This is a genomic window from Proteus sp. G2673, from assembly GCF_009915125.1.
Lineage (GTDB): Bacteria > Pseudomonadota > Gammaproteobacteria > Enterobacterales > Enterobacteriaceae > Proteus > Proteus penneri.
Genome location: NZ_JAABLT010000014.1, coordinates 110673 through 132103 on the forward strand (window position 1 = coordinate 110673; position 21431 = coordinate 132103).

Annotated in this window: 20 protein-coding genes; 7 read left to right on the top strand and 13 right to left on the bottom strand. The window is 35.2% G+C overall.

Features of this window, described 5'->3' with window-relative positions:
- Positions 1-72: 72 nt before the first annotated feature.
- The gene (locus tag GWI59_RS07450) at positions 73-1272 is read left to right on the top strand and encodes a glycine C-acetyltransferase (protein WP_161706969.1); all 1200 of its coding nucleotides are present in this window, start codon (positions 73-75) and stop codon (positions 1270-1272) included.
- A gap of 9 nt (positions 1273-1281) precedes the next feature.
- Entirely contained in the window at positions 1282-2307 is a 1026-nt protein-coding gene (gene tdh, locus GWI59_RS07455) for an L-threonine 3-dehydrogenase (RefSeq protein ID WP_006534211.1), read from the top strand.
- A gap of 51 nt (positions 2308-2358) precedes the next feature.
- On the opposite strand, the gene GWI59_RS07460 is transcribed toward tdh, so the two are convergent.
- From GWI59_RS07460 to rimO, 3 genes are all read right to left on the bottom strand, one after another.
- Positions 2359-3324, bottom strand: coding sequence for a divergent polysaccharide deacetylase family protein (locus GWI59_RS07460; protein ID WP_161706970.1), 966 nt, complete (start codon positions 3322-3324; stop codon positions 2359-2361).
- A 2-nt stretch (positions 3325-3326) separates the two neighbouring features.
- Positions 3327-4619: a murein hydrolase activator EnvC gene (envC, locus tag GWI59_RS07465; protein WP_072064678.1), complete on the bottom strand. Its 1293-nt coding sequence runs from the start codon at positions 4617-4619 to the stop codon at positions 3327-3329.
- Between the two features lie 215 nt (positions 4620-4834).
- Positions 4835-6163 (bottom strand): 30S ribosomal protein S12 methylthiotransferase RimO, encoded by a 1329-nt coding sequence (rimO, locus tag GWI59_RS07470; protein WP_109848264.1) that lies wholly within the window; start codon positions 6161-6163, stop codon positions 4835-4837.
- A 359-nt stretch (positions 6164-6522) separates the two neighbouring features.
- Between rimO and GWI59_RS07475 the strand changes: the two genes are divergently transcribed.
- The 5 genes from GWI59_RS07475 to GWI59_RS07495 all read left to right on the top strand — a co-directional run bounded on the left by GWI59_RS07475 (position 6523) and on the right by GWI59_RS07495 (position 9985).
- Positions 6523-6960, top strand: coding sequence for a rhodanese-like domain-containing protein (locus GWI59_RS07475; RefSeq protein ID WP_023583406.1), 438 nt, complete (start codon positions 6523-6525; stop codon positions 6958-6960).
- Positions 6961-7029: 69 nt separating this feature from the next.
- Complete coding sequence (secB, locus tag GWI59_RS07480; RefSeq protein WP_006534205.1) at positions 7030-7500, top strand: protein-export chaperone SecB; 471 nt, start codon at positions 7030-7032, stop codon at positions 7498-7500.
- Complete coding sequence (gene gpsA / locus GWI59_RS07485) at positions 7500-8516, top strand: NAD(P)H-dependent glycerol-3-phosphate dehydrogenase (RefSeq protein ID WP_006534204.1); 1017 nt, start codon at positions 7500-7502, stop codon at positions 8514-8516. The genes secB and gpsA overlap by 1 nt, the downstream gene beginning before the upstream one ends.
- A gap of 90 nt (positions 8517-8606) precedes the next feature.
- Complete coding sequence (gene cysE, locus GWI59_RS07490) at positions 8607-9428, top strand: serine O-acetyltransferase (protein ID WP_072064676.1); 822 nt, start codon at positions 8607-8609, stop codon at positions 9426-9428.
- Entirely contained in the window at positions 9428-9985 is a 558-nt protein-coding gene (locus GWI59_RS07495) for a serine acetyltransferase (RefSeq protein WP_006534202.1), read from the top strand. The genes cysE and GWI59_RS07495 overlap by 1 nt, the downstream gene beginning before the upstream one ends.
- 70 nt (positions 9986-10055) lie before the next feature.
- Here the strand turns inward: GWI59_RS07495 and trmL are convergent, their stop codons facing one another.
- From trmL to cpxA, 10 genes are all read right to left on the bottom strand, one after another.
- Positions 10056-10559, bottom strand: a complete 504-nt coding sequence (trmL, locus tag GWI59_RS07500) for a tRNA (uridine(34)/cytosine(34)/5-carboxymethylaminomethyluridine(34)-2'-O)-methyltransferase TrmL (RefSeq protein WP_006534201.1) — start codon at positions 10557-10559, stop codon at positions 10056-10058.
- An 11-nt stretch (positions 10560-10570) separates the two neighbouring features.
- On the bottom strand, positions 10571-11737 hold the full coding sequence (locus GWI59_RS07505) for a nucleotide sugar dehydrogenase (protein WP_161669202.1): 1167 nt from the start codon (positions 11735-11737) through the stop codon (positions 10571-10573).
- 231 nt (positions 11738-11968) lie between these two features.
- Positions 11969-12916 (bottom strand): NAD-dependent epimerase/dehydratase family protein, encoded by a 948-nt coding sequence (locus tag GWI59_RS07510; protein WP_161724364.1) that lies wholly within the window; start codon positions 12914-12916, stop codon positions 11969-11971.
- A 13-nt stretch (positions 12917-12929) separates the two neighbouring features.
- Entirely contained in the window at positions 12930-13745 is an 816-nt protein-coding gene (locus GWI59_RS07515) for a glycosyltransferase family 2 protein (protein ID WP_109406992.1), read from the bottom strand.
- Entirely contained in the window at positions 13742-14686 is a 945-nt protein-coding gene (locus tag GWI59_RS07520; protein WP_161724366.1) for a glycosyltransferase family 2 protein, read from the bottom strand. Before GWI59_RS07520 ends, GWI59_RS07515 begins: the two co-directional genes overlap by 4 nt.
- Positions 14683-15906 (bottom strand): CDP-glycerol glycerophosphotransferase family protein, encoded by a 1224-nt coding sequence (locus GWI59_RS07525; protein WP_161724368.1) that lies wholly within the window; start codon positions 15904-15906, stop codon positions 14683-14685. The genes GWI59_RS07520 and GWI59_RS07525 overlap by 4 nt, the downstream gene beginning before the upstream one ends.
- A 3-nt stretch (positions 15907-15909) precedes the next feature.
- Positions 15910-17055 carry an EpsG family protein gene (locus tag GWI59_RS17685; RefSeq protein ID WP_161724370.1) on the bottom strand — a complete coding sequence of 382 codons (1146 nt, stop codon included), beginning with the start codon at positions 17053-17055 and terminating at the stop codon, positions 15910-15912.
- On the bottom strand, positions 17045-18277 hold the full coding sequence (locus GWI59_RS07535; protein ID WP_161724372.1) for an oligosaccharide flippase family protein: 1233 nt from the start codon (positions 18275-18277) through the stop codon (positions 17045-17047). Before GWI59_RS07535 ends, GWI59_RS17685 begins: the two co-directional genes overlap by 11 nt.
- Positions 18274-19644: a 2-C-methyl-D-erythritol 4-phosphate cytidylyltransferase gene (gene ispD / locus GWI59_RS07540; RefSeq protein ID WP_161724374.1), complete on the bottom strand. Its 1371-nt coding sequence runs from the start codon at positions 19642-19644 to the stop codon at positions 18274-18276. Before ispD ends, GWI59_RS07535 begins: the two co-directional genes overlap by 4 nt.
- Before the next feature lie 384 nt (positions 19645-20028).
- Positions 20029-21420, bottom strand: a complete 1392-nt coding sequence (gene cpxA, locus GWI59_RS07545; RefSeq protein ID WP_072064663.1) for an envelope stress sensor histidine kinase CpxA — start codon at positions 21418-21420, stop codon at positions 20029-20031.
- Between the last annotated feature and the right edge of the window lie 11 nt (positions 21421-21431).

Here is a 21431-nt window from a genome sequence, read left to right on the forward strand (position 1 = left end):
ATAAGAAACAACGTGATTGTATTATAATCAATTATAACCATAGTCTCTTTTTGTCTCTGTTTAGGAGAAAGTATGCCTACTCCCGCGTTTTACCAACAAATTAATCAACAACTCGAACAAACTCGTCAAGATGGCCTGTTTAAAAATGAGCGCATCATCACTTCTTCACAAAACGCAGATATCGCCGTTGCTGACGGAAGCCATGTTATTAACTTCTGTGCCAATAACTATTTAGGTTTGGCTAATCATCCAAAATTAATTGAAGCTGCAAAAGCGGGTATGGACAGCCACGGGTTTGGTATGGCTTCTGTGCGTTTTATTTGTGGTACTCAAGATTCACATAAAACATTAGAAAATAAAATCGCTGAATTTTTAGGAATGGAAGATGCCATTCTGTATTCATCTTGCTTTGATGCGAATGGTGGATTATTTGAAACATTAATGGGCCCTGAAGATGCCATTATTTCTGATGCCTTAAACCATGCTTCTATTATCGATGGTGTGCGTTTATGTAAAGCAAAACGCTATCGCTACGCCAATAACGATATGGCAGAACTGCGCACACAACTTGAAAAAGCTAAAGCAGATAATGCTCGCCACATTATGATCGCCACTGATGGTGTATTTTCAATGGATGGCGTGATTGCCGACCTAAAATCTATCTGTGATTTAGCGGATGAATTCGGTGCATTAGTGATGGTCGATGATTCGCATGCCGTGGGTTTTGTGGGGGCGCAAGGTCGCGGAACCCATGAATATTGCGATGTAATGGGAAGAGTTGACATTATCACGGGTACTTTAGGTAAAGCGCTAGGTGGTGCTTCTGGTGGTTATACCGCAGCTCGTAAAGAAGTGGTTGAGTGGTTACGTCAACGTTCTCGCCCTTATTTATTCTCCAATTCATTAGCCCCTGCAATTGTTTCAGCCTCTATTGCTGTTTTAGATATGCTGAAATCAGGAGATGAAATTCGTGCTCGTTTATGGCGTAACGCTTCACTTTTCCGTGAAAAAATGAGTGCGGCGGGTTTTACATTGGCTGGCGCAGATCATGCCATTATTCCAGTGATGTTAGGAGAGGCTAAATTAGCACAAGAGTTTGCAACACGCTTACTTGATGAAGGAATTTATGTCACAGGATTTTTCTATCCTGTTGTACCTCAAGGGCAAGCACGTATTCGTACACAAATGTCGGCAGCACACACCACTGAACAAATTGAGCGTGCAGTGGCGGCATTTATCAAAATTGGCAAAGAACTTAATGTGATTGCATAAGGTTACTCTATGAAAGCATTGTCAAAATTAAAAGCACAAGAAGGTATCTGGATGACCGATGTTCCAGTACCTGAAATTGGTCATAACGATGTGATGATCAAAATTCGCAAAACAGCAATTTGTGGCACTGATGTTCATATTTATAACTGGGATGAGTGGTCACAAAAAACAATTCCTGTACCGATGGTTGTTGGTCATGAATATATCGGTGAAATTGTGGCGATAGGGCAGGAAGTTAAAGGTTTTAATATTGGTGATCGTGTCTCGGGTGAAGGGCATATCACTTGTGGTCATTGTCGTAATTGTCGCGGTGGTCGCACTCATTTATGCCGTAATACTATTGGTGTAGGGGTAAATCGCCCGGGCTGTTTTGCTGAATATTTAGTTATCCCCGCCTTTAATGCATTTAAAATCCCAGACAATATTCCTGATGAATTAGCGGCTATTTTTGATCCCTTTGGTAATGCTGTACATACCGCATTATCTTTTGATTTAGTAGGCGAAGATGTGTTGGTTTCCGGCGCTGGCCCTATTGGTATTATGGCGGCTGCAATTTGTAAGCATGTTGGCGCTCGTCATGTGGTGATCACTGATGTTAATGAATATCGTCTTGATCTTGCTAAAAAAATGGGCGTTACCCGAGCCGTAAATGTCAGCAAAGAAAACTTAATCGATGTGATGAAAGAGTTAGGTATGACTGAAGGATTTGATGTAGGTCTAGAAATGTCAGGCGCACCACCTGCGTTTCGTACCATGCTGAATACCATGAATCATGGCGGTCGTATTGCGCTGTTGGGTATTCCGCCTTCTGATATGGCAATTGATTGGGGACAAGTTATCTTTAAAGGACTGTTTATTAAAGGTATCTACGGTCGTGAGATGTTCGAAACATGGTATAAAATGGCAGCACTTATTCAGTCTGGCCTTGATATTTCGCCTATTATTACGCATCAGTTTCCTATTGATGAATTCCAAAAAGGCTTTGATATCATGCGCTCAGGTCAATCTGGTAAAGTGATTTTAGATTGGCAGTAATGAGTGATCATTAAGCGAAAAAAGAGCCTTAACAGGCTCTTTTTTATTGCGTTATTCTTTTATTTCACCCGTTTCGTTTGGAGTAGGCGTATTGGGTATTTTCTTTTTTTCTGATGAGCTAAATCCACTGGATAACGTATTAATTAGTGTACTTTTTTTCATCGAAATAATCGCTTTTTGTGCAGGTTTTAGCCAAGATGCAGGTTTTGGCTCTTGCGGTTGTTCTGTGGGGGGGACAACTTTAGGCGGTTCGGGTTGTATCGGTTTTTCTGACTGTGGATTTAATAGAGTACTTGGTGCAACCAGTTGAATATCCGCAGGTAATAAAGGCAACTGTTGTTGTAATGCCCTAACAGTTGAGGGATGAGGATGTCCGATAGCAATCGCAGAGCCATTTTTTCGCGCTAAAGCAATAGCACGATTAAGCTGTTGTCGGGTTTCGGCTTCCGTTTGCACATTATCTAAAAACACATGGCGACGTAAAGAGGGAACGCCCGCGGCTTTGGCAGCAGTGGCAGCTTGTGTATTACCAATGGTTACGCTATCTAAAAAATAGAGGTTTGAGTGATTAAGCGCTTTAATGACTCTATCCATCGCTTGCCTATCTGATGTCATCGCACTACCCATATGGTTATTCATACCGACAGCGTAAGGCACATTATTAATAGCATGTTGAATAATACGATTAATTTCAGCCTGATCCATAGACGGTTTTAAAGTATCGCGTTCTAGAGGTTGTTTGCTAATTGGCGCCATAGGCATGTGGATCAGGATTTCCCGCCCTTGTGCATGTGCTCTCGTCGCGATTTCTTTTCCATGAGGAGAATCAGGTAAAATAGCGATAGAAACGGCTGTAGGGAGTAGTAAAATCTGGTTATCTTCTTTTTTTCGATAACCAAAGTCATCAATCACAATGGCTAATTTGGCTGCAAATACAGGTGTACTTACAACCAGACTTAGCAACATTAAACTAAGTAAAAACGGACGCTTGCGTTGTAATGTGCCAAGTAATTTCAAACCTACCTCCCAAGCCAAGGAACAGGGTTTACTGCTTTTCCTTGACGTCTAATTTCAAAATAGAGTGCTGAACGCTCTTGCCCACCACTGTTACCAACTAAAGCAATAGGCTGGCCTGCTTTAACCTGTTGACCAACACTCACTAAAGCACTTTGGTTATAACCGTAAAGGCTCATATCACCTTTACCATGCTCAACCACAACCACTAAACCATAGCCTTGAAGCCAATCGGCTAATAACACTCGCCCATCAGCAATGGCTTTTACTTCTGTGCCTTGTGCAGCAGGTATGACAATTCCTTTCCAACGTAATTCACCAGAGCCAGAAATAGATTCACCAAAACGGTGTAATAAAGAGCCTCTTATTGGCCAAATTGCTTGTCCCGCAGGTTTACCTAAACCACCAGTACGTGACATCAATGATTGCTCTTCAGCTGTTGGTTTATAGGTTGAACCGCGCTGTTGAGCTTCTCGTTGTTTGGCTGCAATGCGTGCCGCTTCTCGGGCTTCACGTTCTGCGCGAGCTTTGGCTTCTCGCTCTGCTTGCGCAATTTTATTTCTTAATCGCGCTTCGTTAGCTCGCATAGTGGCTAAGTTTTTCTGATCCGCTTTTAAGGTGGATTCAAGTTGGGTTAGTGTTTTTTGTCGCGCGGCTAATGCGTTATCCAGCTTTTGTTTTTCTTGTTGTTGTTTAGTTAAGACTTGTTTTTGTTCGTTTTGTTTTGCTTGCTGTGCGGCTTTTTCCGCTTCCAGTTCTTTTGAGGTTTCAGCCAGTTCGGCCATTGTCTCTTTGCGCGCATCATTGATATAGCTGTAATACGCTAAAATACGCTCTTCACGTTGGCCTTCTTCACCTCGAAATAGAAGCTCTATACCTTGATGTTTACCCTGACGATAAGCCGCATCCATTTGGCGAGCTAATAACTCTTGTTGAGACTGATACTGTTTTTGTAGACGTGCAATATTTGCGGTAATGGTTTTTATCTCTTTACCCAATGTTTGTAAGCGGTTTTGTGTTTCATGCACAGAGCGACTGGCATTAGAGATTTGGGTTTCTTGCGTTTTTAATTGATTAAGAAGTGCAGTTCGTTGTTTTTGCTGTTCTTGAACCTGTTTTTCTTTTTCTGCGATCGTGGTTTGTAGATCTTTTAGCTGATTACGATTATCTGTTAATGTGTTAGCAAAAACAGGAGATGCAGAAAAGAGCGTTGTGCTAATGATCAACGTGATTAACGGTAAAGAAAATACACGATAAGACGGATGTGTTTTTTTTTGAAGATCCATTTTCTTTGCCATCTGACCAACGTACCCTTCATAACAGTTTGTAAGATTATTTCATGCCACAAAACAACTGACCAGCTAACACGAAATAAAGCCGAAATTTCAGATAATACCTAACAGGTAATCTATTCAATTAATAAGAGATTATAAAGCAATAATAGTGGAAGAGAGGAAAAAAGAGGCAATCTATGTGACAGCGCAATAGATTATCACGCTGTCTAAGATAGAGATTATTCGACGATAGTACCCCACAGATCATATTCATCTGCATGTTCAATAAGCACACGAACGATTTGCCCTGGTTCTACATCAAATTGCTCATTGAGATAAACGGCACCATCAATTTCAGGCGCATCAGCCATACTGCGACCAATTGCCCCCTCTTCATCGACTTCATCAATCATAACAAGCAACACTTTACCGATTTTCTCTTGTAGACGTTCAGTCGAAATTTGTTGCTGTAATTGCATAAAGCGATGATAACGCTCTTCTTTCACTTCTTCAGGCACTTGATCTGCCAGTTCATTTGCTTTTGCACCATCAACAGGGCTGTATTTAAAGCAACCTACGCGATCTAAACGTGCTTCGGTGAGGAAATCCAATAGCATTTGGAAATCTTCTTCTGTTTCACCCGGAAAACCGACAATAAAGGTAGAACGTAAAGTTAATTCTGGGCAAATTTCACGCCAGCGTTTTACGCGCTCTAAGGTACGCTCAACGGAACCTGGGCGTTTCATTAGTTTTAAAATCTTAGGGCTAGCATGCTGTAATGGAATATCCAAATAAGGCAAAATTTTACCTTCAGCCATTAAAGGAATGACATCATCGACATGTGGGTATGGATAAACATAATGTAAGCGAACCCAAATACCTAATTTTGCCAGTTGTTCACATAAACTGACCATACTGGTTTTGACAGGCATTCCATCCCAAAAGCCTGTTTGATGTTTAGTATCCACACCGTAAGCAGAAGTGTCTTGAGAAATAACCAGTAACTCTTTTACGCCCGCATTAACTAATCTTTTTGCTTCACTTAATACTTCACCAATTGGACGGCTATCTAAATCACCTCGCATTGATGGGATGATGCAGAAAGTACAACGATGATTACAGCCTTCAGAAATTTTTAAATACGCGTAATGACGGGGCGTTAATTTTACACCCTGTTCAGGAACAAGGCTGAGAAAAGGGTTGTGATCAGGTTTGGGGACATAGTGGTGAATATGAGATAAAACTTGCTCATAACTATGAGGCCCTGTGATTTCGAGTACTTTAGGATGCACTTCACGAATTTGGTTCTCTTTTGCACCTAAGCAACCAGTGACAATAACTTTACCGTTTTCATCGAGTGCTTCACCAATCGCTTCTAGCGATTCTTGTACTGCGCTGTCAATAAACCCACAGGTGTTGACGATGACTAAATCAGCATCATTATAGGTAGGAACAACTTGATAACCTTCTGTACGCAGTTCGGTTAGGATACGTTCAGAGTCCACTAAATTTTTAGGGCAACCTAATGAAACGAATCCAATTTTAGGCACTTGATTTGTTTGCGACATGCTCGTGTTCTCAATACTTTTAAATAAATAACAGATAGTTGTTGTATCTCAGACAGGTATAAATCTTACGTAATATGGGCGATTTTATACGTAAGTAGCCACTATTAGGGATGTTGATTTATTAATAGCTTGCCTGAAGAGGGATCCTGTAGAGTAAAAAGGTAAGGCCTTTTCAATTCATCATTTTTCACGGAACCGACACTAATGGTACATAAATCCGTCAATAAAAAAAATGATTGTTGAGAAACTTTCCGCAAAAACTGAAAGAGAAACGCAGGAATAGGCTGTAATTGCGCCATGACAAAGGTATACTTTGGCTCTTTGATACTATTTTTAACTAACGAGAGTGATTGCATCCTATGCTGCAAGAAGTAATGCAATTTTTCAACCGGCACACCCTGTTAAGTTTTGTTTGGGTTGCGCTGCTGGTGGCGGTCATCGTATTGACCTTTAAAGGGCTTTTTTCTAAGACGAAAAATATTTCCCGTACAGAAGCGATTTCTTTGATAAATAAAGAGAATGCGGTGTGTGTTGATATCCGTAGCCGTGATGAATTCCGTAAAGGACACATCATTGATTCTATCAATTTAACGCCTTCTGAAATCAAAAATAATAATATTGCTGAGCTGGAGAAATATAAATCACAGCCAGTTATTGTTGTATCACCGTCAGGCATTGAAGGTGCAAAACCGGCAGAAAGCTTAATTAAACTCGGTTTTGAAAAAGTCTTTATCTTAAAAGATGGTCTTTCAGGCTGGAGTGGTGAAAATTTACCACTGGCTAAAGGTAAAAAATAACGAGCGGGCAGATTGAGTTCTATACTTACTGCTATTCAATTAATAAGGATATAAAAAGGTAAGATTATTATGTCAGAACAGCAAAACCAAGAGATGACTTTTCAAATTCAACGTATCTATACAAAAGATATCTCTTTTGAAGCGCCTAATGCCCCACAAGTTTTCCAAAAAGAGTGGCAACCAGAAGTTAAATTAGATTTAGATACTTCTTCTAACACTTTAGCTGAAAACGTCTATGAAGTTATTCTGCGCGTTACTGTAACTGCAACTATGGATAACGAAACTGCATTCCTGTGTGAAGTGCAACAAGCAGGTATCTTCACCGTTGAAGGTATTGAAGGCACTCAATTAGCACATTGCTTAGGTGCATATTGCCCTAACGTTCTGTTCCCTTATGCTCGTGAATGTATCACTAACTTAGTCAGCCGTGGTACTTTCCCACAACTGAACTTAGCACCAGTTAACTTTGATGCGTTGTTTATGAACTATTTACAACAGCAACAAACTGATGCCGCTAATGAAGGGGCTGAAGAAGCTTAATGAACGCTTCTATGACAGTTATCGGTGCCGGTTCATACGGCACCGCTTTAGCGATTACCTTAGCGCGCAATGGCCATGATGTTGTACTTTGGGGCCATGATCCTGAACATGTTGCTGCGTTAGAGCAAGCTCGCTGTAATCAGGCCTTTCTGCCCGATGTTTCCTTTCCTGATAGTTTATACATGGAAGCTTCTTTGCAAAAAGCCATTGAAGCTAGCCGTAATATTCTGGTTGTGATCCCAAGCCATGTTTTTGGTGATGTATTACAGCAGATCAAACCCTTTTTACGTCAGGATGCACGTGTTGTTTGGGCGACAAAAGGACTTGAGGCTCATACTGGTCGCTTATTGCAAGATGTAGCGCGTGAAGTATTAGGTAATGAAATCCCGCTTGCAGTTTTATCTGGCCCTACTTTTGCCAAAGAGCTTGCAGCAGGTCTGCCTACTGCGATTTCTGTGGCTTCAACGGACAATACCTTCTCTGAAGAGTTACAACAGTTGTTCCATTGTGGCAAAAGTTTCCGAGTATATAAAAATCCTGACTTTATCGGTGTCCAATTAGGTGGTGCGGTAAAAAACGTGATTGCTATTGGCGCAGGTATGTCTGATGGTATGGGGTTTGGTGCTAATGCGCGTACAGCATTGATTACTCGTGGCCTTGCTGAAATGAGCCGTTTAGGTAAAGCGTTAGGTGCAGATGCTGCAACCTTTATGGGCATGGCGGGGTTGGGTGATTTAGTTTTAACCTGTACCGATAACCAATCTCGTAATCGTCGCTTTGGTATGATGTTAGGTCAAGGCCTTGATGTGGAGACTGCCCAAGAAAAAATTGGACAAGTAGTTGAAGGCTATCGTAATACTAAAGAAGTTCGCGCATTAGCCGAACAAGTTGGTGTTGAAATGCCTATTACTGAGCAGATCTACCAAATTTTATATCAGCATAAAGACGCGAAAGAAGCGGCATTATCTTTATTAGGCCGAGCTACTAAAGATGAGATAGACAGCAATCTGTTCTAAGTCTATTTTAGATAGTTATTTATTTCAGTTTTAAACATAAGAAGCCTAAGTCTTTACTTAGGCTTCGATGTAAAAAGAATGAGAGTGAGTATGTCGCTAGAAGAGCTAAAAAGAGTCTGGGATCATATTAAAAATGAAGCAAGATGCTTGGCAGATTGCGAGCCAATTTTGGCGAGTTTTTTCCATGCGACATTACTCAAACATGAAAACTTAGGTAGTGCCTTAAGTTATATGTTGGCAAATAAGCTAGCAACTCAAACAATGCCCGCGATTGCTGTTCGGGAGATTGTTGAAGAAGCATATCGTAGTGATAATTCTATGATTGAATCGGCAGCTTATGATATTTCGGCTGTGCGTTTACGCGATCCTGCCGTTGATAAATACTCTACACCACTGCTTTATTTAAAAGGTTTCCATGCCTTACAAGCTTATCGCATCGCGCATTGGTTATGGAATCAAGATCGCAAAGCGTTAGCGGTGTATCTGCAAAACCAGATTTCTGTGACCTTTGGTGTTGATATTCATCCAGCTGCCCGTATTGGCCACGGTATTATGCTTGATCACGCAACAGGCATTGTAATTGGTGAAACCGCTATCGTAGAGAACGATGTTTCTATTTTACAATCTGTGACGTTAGGTGGAACAGGTAAAACTTGTGGTGACCGTCATCCTAAAGTGCGTGAAGGTGTAATGATTGGTGCGGGTGCAAAAATACTCGGCAATATCGAGATTGGTCGCGGTGCCAAAATTGGTGCGGGATCAGTCGTTTTACATGAAGTTCCTGCGCACACTACCGTTGCTGGTGTTCCTGCTCGCATTGTTGGTAAGCCGACCAGTGACAAGCCTTCACTCGATATGGATCAACACTTTAATGGTGTCGTACCCGGTTTTGAATGTGGTGATGGCATTTAATGGCATTAACTGAAGTCACCCTTTCTGAACTAAAGGCTTGTTTACACGCTGAGTATATAGGTGATAACAAGCCTTTTAGTTGGATAAGACTTTATCACCGTGTTTTTTTCTGCCAACGTTCACGTTATCTATTTTGGTGGCGTGTCGCCCAATTCTTTTATTTTTCTAAAAATCGTTTTATCAAAAAATTAGGCATTCGTATTGGTGCTAAAAACAATCGTATATATTGCAACGATATCTCACTAAGAACGCGCATAGGTAAAGGCCTTTCATTACCACATCCCATAGGGATCGTACTAACTAATTACTGTCAGCTAGGCGAGAATGTGACGTTAATGCAAGGTGTGACAATCGGTGTAAAAGAAAAGAATGGCAAAGCGGATATTCGGGTTGGTAATAACGTTTATATTGGTTGTAACTCATCGATTATCGGCGGTGAGATAGAGATTGGTGATAATGCGGTGATTGGAGCTCATGCATTAGTACTGAAGGATGTAGGGGAAGGGTGTCGATATATCACGAAGGTTGTTGCTGAAATAAAACAATCCTCAATGTAATAAATTAACATGTTAGTTATTTGAAGTTAAAAAGCGCTAGTCATTATTTATGATCAGCGCTTTTTGCATTTCAGTCTCTTAGTAATGCACCAGGATAACCAAGTTGGCGCCATGCCTCAAAAACCACAACCGCAACCGTATTTGACAGATTCATACTGCGGCTATCAGCAAGCATTGGGACTCTGATTTTCTGCTGTGTTGGCATATTATCTAATACATAAGGTGGCAAACCACGGGTTTCAGGGCCAAACAGGAGATAATCTCCATCTTGATAACTGACATTGCTATGTGCTGGCGTGCCTTTTGTGGTTAAGGCAAATACACGCGCACCTGATGGTGATTGTGCATTATCAGGGTTTAAACCTTCACTTTCTAAAAAAGCATAATAATCGTGGTGCTGTTTAATATCAGCAAATTCACGATAATCAAGCCCTGCACGACGTAGACGTTTATCATCCCAAGTAAAACCCAATGGTTGGATCAAATGAAGATGAAAGCCTGTGTTAGCACACAGGCGGATAATATTACCCGTATTCGGTGGAATTTCGGGTTCAAATAAGACGATATTGAGCATATAAAATCGATTTAATCGTTACCAAAGAGGTCACGAGTATAAACTTTTTCTTCAACATCGTTTAGTGCTGATGACATTCTATTGGTAATAATGACATCAGACATTGCTTTAAACTCATTTAAATCACGAATTAATTTTGAATTAAAGAAGGTCTCTTCTTTCATCTCTGGTTCATAAATCACCACTTCAATCCCTTTGGCTTTAATGCGTTTCATAATGCCTTGGATAGAAGAAGAACGGAAATTATCCGAGCCAGATTTCATAATTAAACGATATACGCCGACGATTTTGGGTGATTTTGCAATAATAGAGTCTGCAATAAAATCTTTACGTGTGCGGTTTGCTTCCACGATGGCACTAATAATATTATTAGGGACAGAGTCGTAGTTGGCTAACAGTTGCTTGGTATCTTTTGGTAAGCAGTAACCGCCGTAACCGAATGATGGATTGTTATAGTGATTGCCAATACGCGGATCTAAGCAGACACCTTCAATGATTTGTCTTGCATTTAGGCCATAAGATTCGGCATAGCTATCTAGCTCATTAAAGTAAGCAACACGGAGTGCTAGATAAGTATTAGCAAATAATTTAATCGCTTCGGCTTCTGTGGAGTCAGTGAACAGAACATCAATATCTTTTTTCAGTGCGCCTTGTTGTAAAAGGTCAGCAAACTTTTGTGCTCTTTCTGATTGTTCACCAATCACAATACGAGATGGGTATAAGTTATCGTAAAGCGCACGACCTTCACGTAAGAACTCAGGGGAGAAAATAATATTATTGGTATTATATTTCTCTCTCATCTCTTTGGTAAAACCAACAGGAATGGTTGATTTTATAATCATTGTCGTGTTTGGATTATATTCTAAAACATCACGAATAACAGACTCTACAGAAGAGGTGTTGAAATAGTTCGTTTTAGGATCATAATCGGTTGGTGTAGCAATGATAACGAATTCAGCATCTTTATAAGCGAATTCTTTATCTAATGTTGCTGTAAAGTCGAGCTCTTTGGTTGCTAAAAACTCTTCAATTTCTTTGTCTGTAATTGGCGAGATTTTTTTGTTAAGTAATTCAACTTTTTCTTTATTGATATCTAACGCAACAACTTTGTTGTGTTGGGAAAGCAGTATCCCGTTAGATAGACCGACATAGCCGGTACCGGAGATGGTGATTTTCATGGTTTCTCTTATCTAAAGTATATGTATTTATAATTTCACTATACTAGAATAAAAATAGATATTTTAGTGTTAATTCTCACTCTTTAGTAAAGGTATAGTATATTTAGCAATCATAAGGATCATATACTTATTAAATTAATGTAAAATTAATTTTTTATTAGAAAATAAGTAGAGAAGTGTAGGGTGTATTTTAATTATTTGTTAATACAAAGACTATTTAAAATTAATCTATTATAAAAATTCATTTTTAACTGTGTTAGCAATACCTTGTTGAAGAGTAACTGGCGCTTTAAAATCAGTATTAGTAATACTATTTGATTTAAATTGAGTGCGGGCACAGAATTTTTTGATTCGAATACTGCTTACAGGGAATTCTTTACCTGTAACTTTAGAAAGAACATCAAAACAATATCCACCAAGTAATCCAATAGCATAAGGAACTTTAATGTGGGTATGTCGTTTATCTAGAGCTGTATAAATGATATCTGTCAATTCATTCATAGTAAAATCAGGTTTATCAATATAATTAAATATATGATGACCAGATTCTATTTTAGTAGCAAATTTTAAGAAAGCAGCGATGTTTTCTACATAAGCCATAGATTTTTTATTATTACCTGAACCCACCATTAAAAATTTACCCGATGCTATTTGGCGGAATAGGTTATATACGTTCCCTCTATTGCCTTCACCAAATACAACGGTTGGCCTGATAACGATTAATGTATTTGTATTATCTTTTTTATACCAAGCTTCATACTTATGTTCAGCTTCAAGTTTTGATTTTCCATAATCATTAAATGGATGAAACTCACCATCTTCACCCGTTTCTTTTTCAACAAATCCATATACAGCAACAGATGAAGTAAATACGATATGTTTAATATTTAGTTGTTCAGCAACATCACAAACATTTTTAGCTCCATCTACATTAACTTCATAATATAAACTAATAGGATGAACATTATCTTTATGTTGTGCCGCTAAGTTGATAATAACATCAGAGCCTTTTAATGGTTCAAGTAATGTATCTGGTTTTGTTACATCACCAAATATCCATTTTTCAGGATATTTTTCACTTTTAGCAATATCTACAATTTTAAATTCAATATTTTCTTTAGTTAGTTGATCTGAAAGGCGTGTGCCAATAAAACCTGAACCACCGATGATTGTTAGCATAGAAATACCTTGGTTATTTTCTTAACATTTTATAAATTTTAGATAAAAAAGATGTAGGTAGCATTCTTGGAATACTTCTCAGTAGAAAAATAGAATATGCAGAAAAAGAATTATCTAAATTCGTTTTTATTTTTAAATTAGCTAATTTATATTCGCTTTTTATATATTTGAGCCCTTTTCTTCGTGTAACCATAGAGTTACCTGCTCTAACTTTGACAAGAATATCAGGTAAATTAGCTACTTTATATCCAGAAGAAATCATTCTAATCCATAAGTTATAATCTTCCATAAATAAATGATGTTGATACCCGCCGACGGCTAAAACAGCTTCTTTTTTAAAAGCAACGGTCATGTGATTAATGGGATTTCTTTTTTTTGCATAATTGACTATATCGTTATGTTCTGTTGGATTAATACGATAGCCAAAAGAGTTTTCCATATTTTCATCAAATTCTTCTGTTGATGAACCTAAAAGCGAAATGTCTGGATTATGTTTTATAAAATCAATTTGTTTTTCAAAACGGTTTGGTAAGCATATATCATCAGTGTCCATTCTAAAAACCCAATCATATGTACAATGCTTTAAACCTTCATTTAATGCAAATCCAAGACCTACATTATTTTTTAATGCTATAATTTTTAAATTATTAGATAATAAATCCTTCCATTTGTCTAATATGTTATCTAACTCTAGTGTTAAAGGACCATCTTTTATTATTATTATTTCTGTTGGTAATAATTTTTGTTCACTCCACAGGCTTCTAAGTGCGGAGTCTAAATTAATAGGGTTTTCTTTAAAATATAGTGAAACTAATACAGAGAATTTCATTTTCTAGCTCTTGATTTTAAATATATTATATCAATAATAATATGATTAAAGTTATATATAAAAAACTTAATAATGTTAAATGAAATATTTCTAGAAGAGTTTTTTGAATTAAGTATAAATTTATATTTTTTCAGTTGTTGCATGGTCTCTTTATCACGAATTCCATATTTTATAGCTAGTTTTAATAAATATAAATATGTTCTTTCTATAAAGTAAATAATGACTTTATTTTCTTTATATTTCTCTTCTCTTAACGTTAAATAAAGCTCGATAACATCTATTTTGTTTTTATTTAAAGGCGTGCTAACAACACTGCCATGGTGAAAATTATAGTTATAAAGTGAATTCTTTATATAATGAATTTTCTGTTCATTATAAATGCTAGATAATATAAAAAAACTATCTTCACCAAAAGAATATCCGTTAGGAAAAAAGATAGAGTTACTTAATAGATGTTTTTTTCTAAAACACACTGCGCAAATATGCAGTTTTATTTCTCTTTTAAAAAACATATTTGACACTTCCATCCAATTAAATATATTTTTATTTAGAAGTGAGAGAGTATCATTTTGTATTTTCTTATTTATAGAATAATTTAATAAAAAAATATTTGATTGTTCATCTGTAGTAAAAACATCTAATACTGAAAATATATTATCATCATATGTATCATCAGCATCTAGAAATAAAATAAATTCTCCTATAGCTGACTTTAATCCTAAATTTCTGGCACTAGATACCCCACCATTTTCTTGATAAATATATTTTATATTCTCACTTTTATTTTGAATTGATGAAGTATTATCTATTGAGCCATCATCCACAAAAATTATTTCAATATCTTCTCTTTTTTTTAAAATCTTTTTTGAAAATGATATTATTTTTGTTAAATAACTTTCTGCATTAAATGCTGGTATTATAATGGAATACTTTATATTCATAATGATTTTTCTATTTTTTCTTTTAATTGTATTGATTTTTTAGACTCATAATTTCCCCAAAATATATTTCTTATTTCGTTTATTTTTCTTGATGAATCTTCATTATTACTATAAATGCCATCTATAAATTCTAATAAGTCATGAAAGGTATATATGTATATACCCGGGGTATATTCTTTGTAGTCAAATGCTAAATCATCTTCTTCATTAGTATACTCCTCTAGGTCGAAAGGATATAAAACAAGTTCTTTATTTTTTAATAAGATGTAGTCAAAATATACAGATGAATAATCTGTAATTAAAGTATCTGTATAATATAATATAGGATATGGATCTATATTATTGTTAAGTATCATTATATTACTATATTCTATTATAGATTTTTCGTATTCCGACATTGGATGTAGTTTCAATATAAGAAAAGCATTGTTTTTTATTAAAATGTCATTGAGTTGTTCTATATCCCAATTCAAAAATTTAAATATATTTTTTTTATTACTACGCCAAGTTGGCATATAAAAGTAAATTTTATCATAACATTTTAATTGATTTATAATGCCCTTAATTTCATTATCTTCATATTTATTAATAAAACTAGCAACATCATCTTTAGAGCTAAGCAAAAACTCACACCTAGGATATAATCCTTCAAATATATTCTTTTTGTCTATATTAAATGCTTCGCTGAAATGTTTATTCATTAATGGGGAGGTGGAGAGAAAGAGATTAGGTTTTTCTCTATAGGGATAATATTTGACTATATTAAAAATATTTTTTGAGTGATACATTCTTCTTATGTTTTCTTTTTTAGATAGATAACCAATATTTTTTATCCCTACTCCGTGCCAAAGATAACATTTAAAAACATTTCCAGAAGTCCAGAACGATAAATCAAATTGTGTACCATATGAAGTAATATATACTTTAGCTTTTAATAAAAAAATAAATCCTTTGATTGAGTATTTATAAACACAAGGTAACGATAGAGCAGTGAGTTTATTAAACGTGTTTTTATCTTTGGCTATCCAATATAGTTTTATTTTACTATTTAATGATGAGTTTATATGTGAAATAAAATAATACTTAGAGTTGCATCTAAATCCATCTTTAGAACCTATTAGCCATAGGTCATGATCCCTTTTTATTAAAAAGGAAATAATATAGATAGGATAACCAATAAAAATATAAAATAATAATTTTTTTATTTTAAGCATAAACATAAATTATAATTTCTCACATTGTATTCTAGTTAAATTTAGGCTCTGATCATCTTCTTTATTTAATATACTTACGTAGGGAGTTATTCTAGCCCCCTCACATTTATAAGATGATGAATTAATAATAGTTAATTCAAATATAAGGAGGTATACTAATATGAAAAAGAAGCAATAAAAATTTCTAAATTTGATTGTTGGGCATTGTAATATAGCTATAATACCAAACATGTAAGAAAATATGAACATTTTTTCAAGACGAGAAAAAATTTCAATAGTCGATGAAAAAATTATAGATATAATAGATATTAATGCTGTAAAAATTATTAAACTATTTCTTTTATCATGGGTTAATAATTTTTTTGTAAGAAGGATTATTATGATAAGAGGAAGAGCTCTTAATAAAATTCCTAGACCACTTCCATATGATGTTTTTTTAGAAAATAGTTCTGATGAAACATAATCTGAATATCCTAGAATATCTATTAATTTACTATGAAATACAAAGGTAACTAATTGGTCTTTAAAGATAAATATTACAAAAATAGAAAGTAAAATTATAAACCGAAGATTTATATAAAGTTTTTTCAATTTCATTGAGCCTAATATTGGAATAAGCATATATATTAGTGCTGCTTTATGGAATAGTGAGGCTATAAAAATTAATAATAAAAATATAAAGACTTTAGAGTTATTTAAGTATAAGGCTATTGCAAAGATACAAATTGATAATGAAATAGTTGAGCGTAATAGATAAAAACTAGAAAAATATCCTGTACAAATAAATAAAAAATGAAATATATAGCTTTTATTTGACTTAGAATATGTTAGATATATGAAAAAATATGTTAAAAATGCTACAATCGCAAATAAATATTCTGAAGTTAAGTTAAGGGATATAATTAATTGATTTAATTGAGTGTATCCAAACTCCACATAAGAATAATGGTAAAGTTTTAATTTGTTGAATATTTCAACATAAGTTCTATAATCAGTCCCTATATTATAACGTAATGCTGATGGTATAAATACTATAAAGAAAGATATAAATATAAATATATGTTTAATATATTTTGATTTTGTTATGTTAAATAAAAAAATAAAAAGTGTACTTGAAAATAGAATGAAATTATATAATATAAAGCTAAAGACCATTTTTATTCCTAGTATTTCTATTTTTAATAAAAGTCATAAATCTTATTAAAGTCATGGTGCTATCACTAGCTAAATATAATATAGTTATATTCTTGGCATTAATATCTATATTTAATAAGTGTAATGTGATAATTCCAAGTAGCTGTATTATTCCTGCTATTATTACACTATAGTTAGCTATCTTAGTTTTGTTTATAGGTATTAATGCAGGGTATCCAAATTGAATACCTATAATACTAATAACAATTGTTATCATAAAAATACAGAGTATTGGATATGCATCAATTAAATTATTACCATATATTAGATATATAATATCTTTACCATAAAAGAATCCAATAAATGCACCAATCAAAGTCATTATAATGGATAATATTGTTACTTTGTAAAAAACTAAGTAATTTTTTGTTCTTGCCATATATGGAATAAGAGGGGTGGAAATAGCTGTCATAGTGTATACGCCAGCTTTATATAGCTGTTCGGCTGCACCATAAATGGCTACTTGATGCAATGAACCAGAAAATAAACCTAAGAAAAAGCTACCACATGTTGAATAAATTGAAGTGCCTAGGCGGGATAAAAAATATTCAAATGAATTAATAAGTAAACTAACTGTGCTTTGTAAAGAAGATGGAATTATTTTATAACCAGATTTATAACAATAAAAAAAGCACAACAGTACAGATAATAGATATTGAAAAAAAGTAATTAAAAATAATAAATTAATATCATTTTTAGTTTTAACAATTAAAAATATTAATAGCAAAGATATTATTTTAGTTGTTATTATAATTCGGCTATATATATAGAGTTTCTCTAATCCTTGAAATAACCAAACTAAATTGAATGTATTGACTAGTACAGAAAATATTAGCAATAATAATATATTATTATCTTCAAAATATGATGTGCTAAACTTTGATATGAAAATTATAATCAAAGGAATAATTAGTAAAATTATTTTTAATACTGACGTCTGAAATATAAAAATACTTACATCCTTTTTGCTATTTTCTCCTTCAGCTATTCGTTTGGCTACATAAATATCGAAGCCAAATGTTGTTATAATATTAGATATATTAATGATTGATATTGAGAAAATATATAAGCCCAGAATATCAGTACCAATGACTCTACTTAGATATGGATATTGTAATAATGGAACTAAGTAGCTGACTACTTGAGTTCCAAATAAATTAATTATATTTTTTTTAAGGCTCATAAATCATTCTTTATACTAAAAACTTGTCCAGTATGTTCAAATGACATCGCAGATAGCGTAAATTTGGCAACAGCCTCTGCACTAAGTAATGAATTAGCTGGCTCAATCCCAAAATTACTACGTCTCATCGGCGTATCTGTTCTTTCAGGATTAATGCAGTTTACTTTAATACCTAATGGCAGCCATTCTTCTGCAATTGCTTGAGTAAAATTAACAATTGCAGCTTTTGTTGATGAATAAATACTATAATTAGGTCTTCCTCTAGTAAATGAACTAGATGTGAAGTTAATGAGCATACCTTGAGATTCTTTTAGATATTTATAAGATGCGAGTGCTACATTAATTACACCAGTGTAATTTATCATATAGCTATCAGTAATCTCAGAATTGCTCATGGATAAAAGAGGTTTTTTTATTAATAGACCTGTCGTATTAATAATAAAGTCTATTCTATTTTCTTTAAGAGAAATTTCATGGAGAAATAAATCAATACTTTTTTTATCTGTTACATCTACGTTATTTTGACTTCGGCTACAAGAGTAAACTCTGCTATTTAATTTTTTACATTGAGTGACAATATCTTCCCCAATACCACTACTACCCCCAATAACGACTACAACTTTATTGTCTATTTTCTCTTTTATTAAGTTACTATCAGCATTTAATCGAGTATATAAGCCATCTTTTATAATATTATCAGCTAAATATAAATCTTGTTGATGTGTTAACTTGAAGTTAGACTCCGCGCCATTGACTGTATATATTTTTTCTTCTTTTAAGTATTTTAGTACAATGCCACAATCATCTGATGCTGCTTTTTGTGGATCTAAAAAGAATTTATTGTAGGCATCTTTTAATGTATCTCTTTTAAAAGCTTGGGGAGTTTGTCCGCGTTTTAATTTTCTTCTGTCAGGAATATTAGAAATAAAATTACCATCAACTTCAACAATTGTGTCTACAGCATCTACAACAACGTCTACAGCGTTATATTTTACTAAGGCCGCTATACAGTCATTAATAATTTTTTCTGAAATAAATGGTCTAACTGCATCATGAATAATTAAATTGCAATTTTCTTCAGGTGTAGCGTTAATTGCAGCCCATGTTGAATCATAACGTTCTTTACCACCTGAAATTACTTTAGATATTTTCTTTAATTCGTTTTTATTAGTAATTTCATAAACCAAGTCGATATAATCTTCTTTAGTGACAACATAAATTTCATCTATAGCTGAACAATTCTCAAAAGCTTCGATAGTATATTGAATGACGGGCTTCCCTGCTAATTTTACAAACTGCTTTGGAATTTTGGATTCGAAGCGAGAACCTGTTCCTGAAGCTAAGATCACTGCAATATTTCTAGGCATTACTTATCCTTTAATAAGAACAAATTAATTATTAATGTAGGGAGGAAAAATATATTTATTACAAAGCTACCGCACTGGGTTTACGGCCCCCAGAGCGCCAAAATTTATCTCGAAAAACCCTTATCTATATGTAATATAAGAATTTTATTATATAAGCATACTTTAACAATATGCGAAAATCCGCACTGAGAGTAGACTCTTCAAACCAGACGGTCAAGTAATAGCTGGGTATTTTAGCATTGATTGTAGATATATAAATATCGGAATAGCGATCGATTCAGCCAGATCATTCTGAATTGCATCAATAAATGCGAACAAAAAGAATATGCCACCTATTCTTCAATAGATGGCAGGATATTTTGATACAACAGTTTAATTACTCTATTAAGCCGTTGGCGATTTGTTACTTGCACCCGCTCTCGGCAACCAAATCTCAACCCTCAACCCACCTAATGGACTGTCATCGGCTTTAACATGGCCTCTGTGTTGGCTGACGGCAGTTTCAACAATCGCTAATCCTAAGCCAGTACCACCGGATTCACGATCTCTAGCTTCGTCAGTGCGATAGAATGGTCGGAAGATATGCTCTCTATCTTCAGGGCTAACGCCAGGGCCATCATCATCAACAATAATGGTGATACCTTGGTTCTGTTCAGTAAACGCGACTTCAATGCGAGAATTTGAATAACGCAGAGCATTACGGACTATATTCTCAAATGCACTCGCCAGAGAATATGGATTGCAGTAAATAGGCCAGGCTCCTGGAGGTGTTGTGACTTGCAGTGTCTTATTACTTTGTTCGGCCTCAAATTTAGCGTTATCTAAAATGTCATCCCACAATTCGTTGGCTTTTACCGTTTCGCGTAATAACTCGTTTTTATACTGATTACGGGAAAGTACTAGTAAGTCATTAATCATACCATCAAGGCGCTGAGTTTCAGTTTCAATGCGCTCTAGTTCTTTGCTCTCTCCACTACGACGACGTAACAATGCACTGGCTAATTGTAAGCGTGTTAATGGGGTACGTAGTTCATGAGAAATATCAGAGATCAGACGTTGTTGCGCCTCTACCATACGTTCAAGAGCACTTATCATCTGATTAAAACTCGTGCCTGCGGCTAAAAACTCTTGAGGGCCAGTTTCTAGTTCAGGGTGAGGGCGTAGGTTACCTTTAGCCACATCGTCAGCCGCATTTTTAAGCTGTCTTGCGGGTTTTGCTAAGCTCCAAGAAAGCCATACTAATAATGGTGTGCTGATAAGCATGGTGAATATGAGTAGCAACAATGGTTTATCAAATAATAAGTTGATAAAGTCAGATTGAGGGCTACTTGAAGGGCGCACGAGATAAAGTTGGTAATGATCTTCACCATCCCTTACAGAAAAAGGCCCTAGCATCTCAGAGCGACCATATTTTTTCTTTTTGGGATGATCGGCGTTATCAGATTGACCAATAAAGTTTCTGACAACTTGCATCTCATTACGTTGAGCACCGATAATCCGGCCTTCACTCGTGACAATAATTAAACGTTGGCCAGGGGGAGCCCATTTATCAATAGCTCGAATTAATCGACGCCACCAAAGGAGATCGTTAGCCGGATCTTGAGCTAATTCAGCTTCGATATGTTGTTCTAGCATAACGCCTTGACGGTATTCACTCTCTAAAAGAGGGGTAAGCTGGCGCGAGTCCAGCTTTGGAACCATCATAACTAGCACGAGAACTAATGCTAGCGTCAGCCAGAATATTGCGAAAATGCGCGCTGACAGACTATTTATCATAAAGAATATTT

What these genes read in the sequence shown, in the direction of transcription:
- GWI59_RS07450 (WP_161706969.1), top strand. Translation starts at nt 73, where the DNA reads ATGCCTACTCCCGCGTTTTACCAACAAATTAATCAACAACTCGAACAA.
- tdh (WP_006534211.1), top strand. Translation starts at nt 1,282, where the DNA reads ATGAAAGCATTGTCAAAATTAAAAGCACAAGAAGGTATCTGGATGACC.
- envC (WP_072064678.1), bottom strand. Translation starts at nt 4,619, where the DNA reads ATGGCAAAGAAAATGGATCTTCAAAAAAAAACACATCCGTCTTATCGT.
- rimO (WP_109848264.1), bottom strand. Translation starts at nt 6,163, where the DNA reads ATGTCGCAAACAAATCAAGTGCCTAAAATTGGATTCGTTTCATTAGGT.
- GWI59_RS07475 (WP_023583406.1), top strand. Translation starts at nt 6,523, where the DNA reads ATGCTGCAAGAAGTAATGCAATTTTTCAACCGGCACACCCTGTTAAGT.
- secB (WP_006534205.1), top strand. Translation starts at nt 7,030, where the DNA reads ATGTCAGAACAGCAAAACCAAGAGATGACTTTTCAAATTCAACGTATC.
- gpsA (WP_006534204.1), top strand. Translation starts at nt 7,500, where the DNA reads ATGAACGCTTCTATGACAGTTATCGGTGCCGGTTCATACGGCACCGCT.
- cysE (WP_072064676.1), top strand. Translation starts at nt 8,607, where the DNA reads ATGTCGCTAGAAGAGCTAAAAAGAGTCTGGGATCATATTAAAAATGAA.
- GWI59_RS07495 (WP_006534202.1), top strand. Translation starts at nt 9,428, where the DNA reads ATGGCATTAACTGAAGTCACCCTTTCTGAACTAAAGGCTTGTTTACAC.
- trmL (WP_006534201.1), bottom strand. Translation starts at nt 10,559, where the DNA reads ATGCTCAATATCGTCTTATTTGAACCCGAAATTCCACCGAATACGGGT.
- GWI59_RS07505 (WP_161669202.1), bottom strand. Translation starts at nt 11,737, where the DNA reads ATGAAAATCACCATCTCCGGTACCGGCTATGTCGGTCTATCTAACGGG.
- GWI59_RS07510 (WP_161724364.1), bottom strand. Translation starts at nt 12,916, where the DNA reads ATGCTAACAATCATCGGTGGTTCAGGTTTTATTGGCACACGCCTTTCA.
- GWI59_RS07515 (WP_109406992.1), bottom strand. Translation starts at nt 13,745, where the DNA reads ATGAAATTCTCTGTATTAGTTTCACTATATTTTAAAGAAAACCCTATT.
- GWI59_RS07520 (WP_161724366.1), bottom strand. Translation starts at nt 14,686, where the DNA reads ATGAATATAAAGTATTCCATTATAATACCAGCATTTAATGCAGAAAGT.
- GWI59_RS07525 (WP_161724368.1), bottom strand. Translation starts at nt 15,906, where the DNA reads ATGTTTATGCTTAAAATAAAAAAATTATTATTTTATATTTTTATTGGT.
- GWI59_RS17685 (WP_161724370.1), bottom strand. Translation starts at nt 17,055, where the DNA reads ATGGTCTTTAGCTTTATATTATATAATTTCATTCTATTTTCAAGTACA.
- GWI59_RS07535 (WP_161724372.1), bottom strand. Translation starts at nt 18,277, where the DNA reads ATGAGCCTTAAAAAAAATATAATTAATTTATTTGGAACTCAAGTAGTC.
- ispD (WP_161724374.1), bottom strand. Translation starts at nt 19,644, where the DNA reads ATGCCTAGAAATATTGCAGTGATCTTAGCTTCAGGAACAGGTTCTCGC.
- cpxA (WP_072064663.1), bottom strand. Translation starts at nt 21,420, where the DNA reads ATGATAAATAGTCTGTCAGCGCGCATTTTCGCAATATTCTGGCTGACG.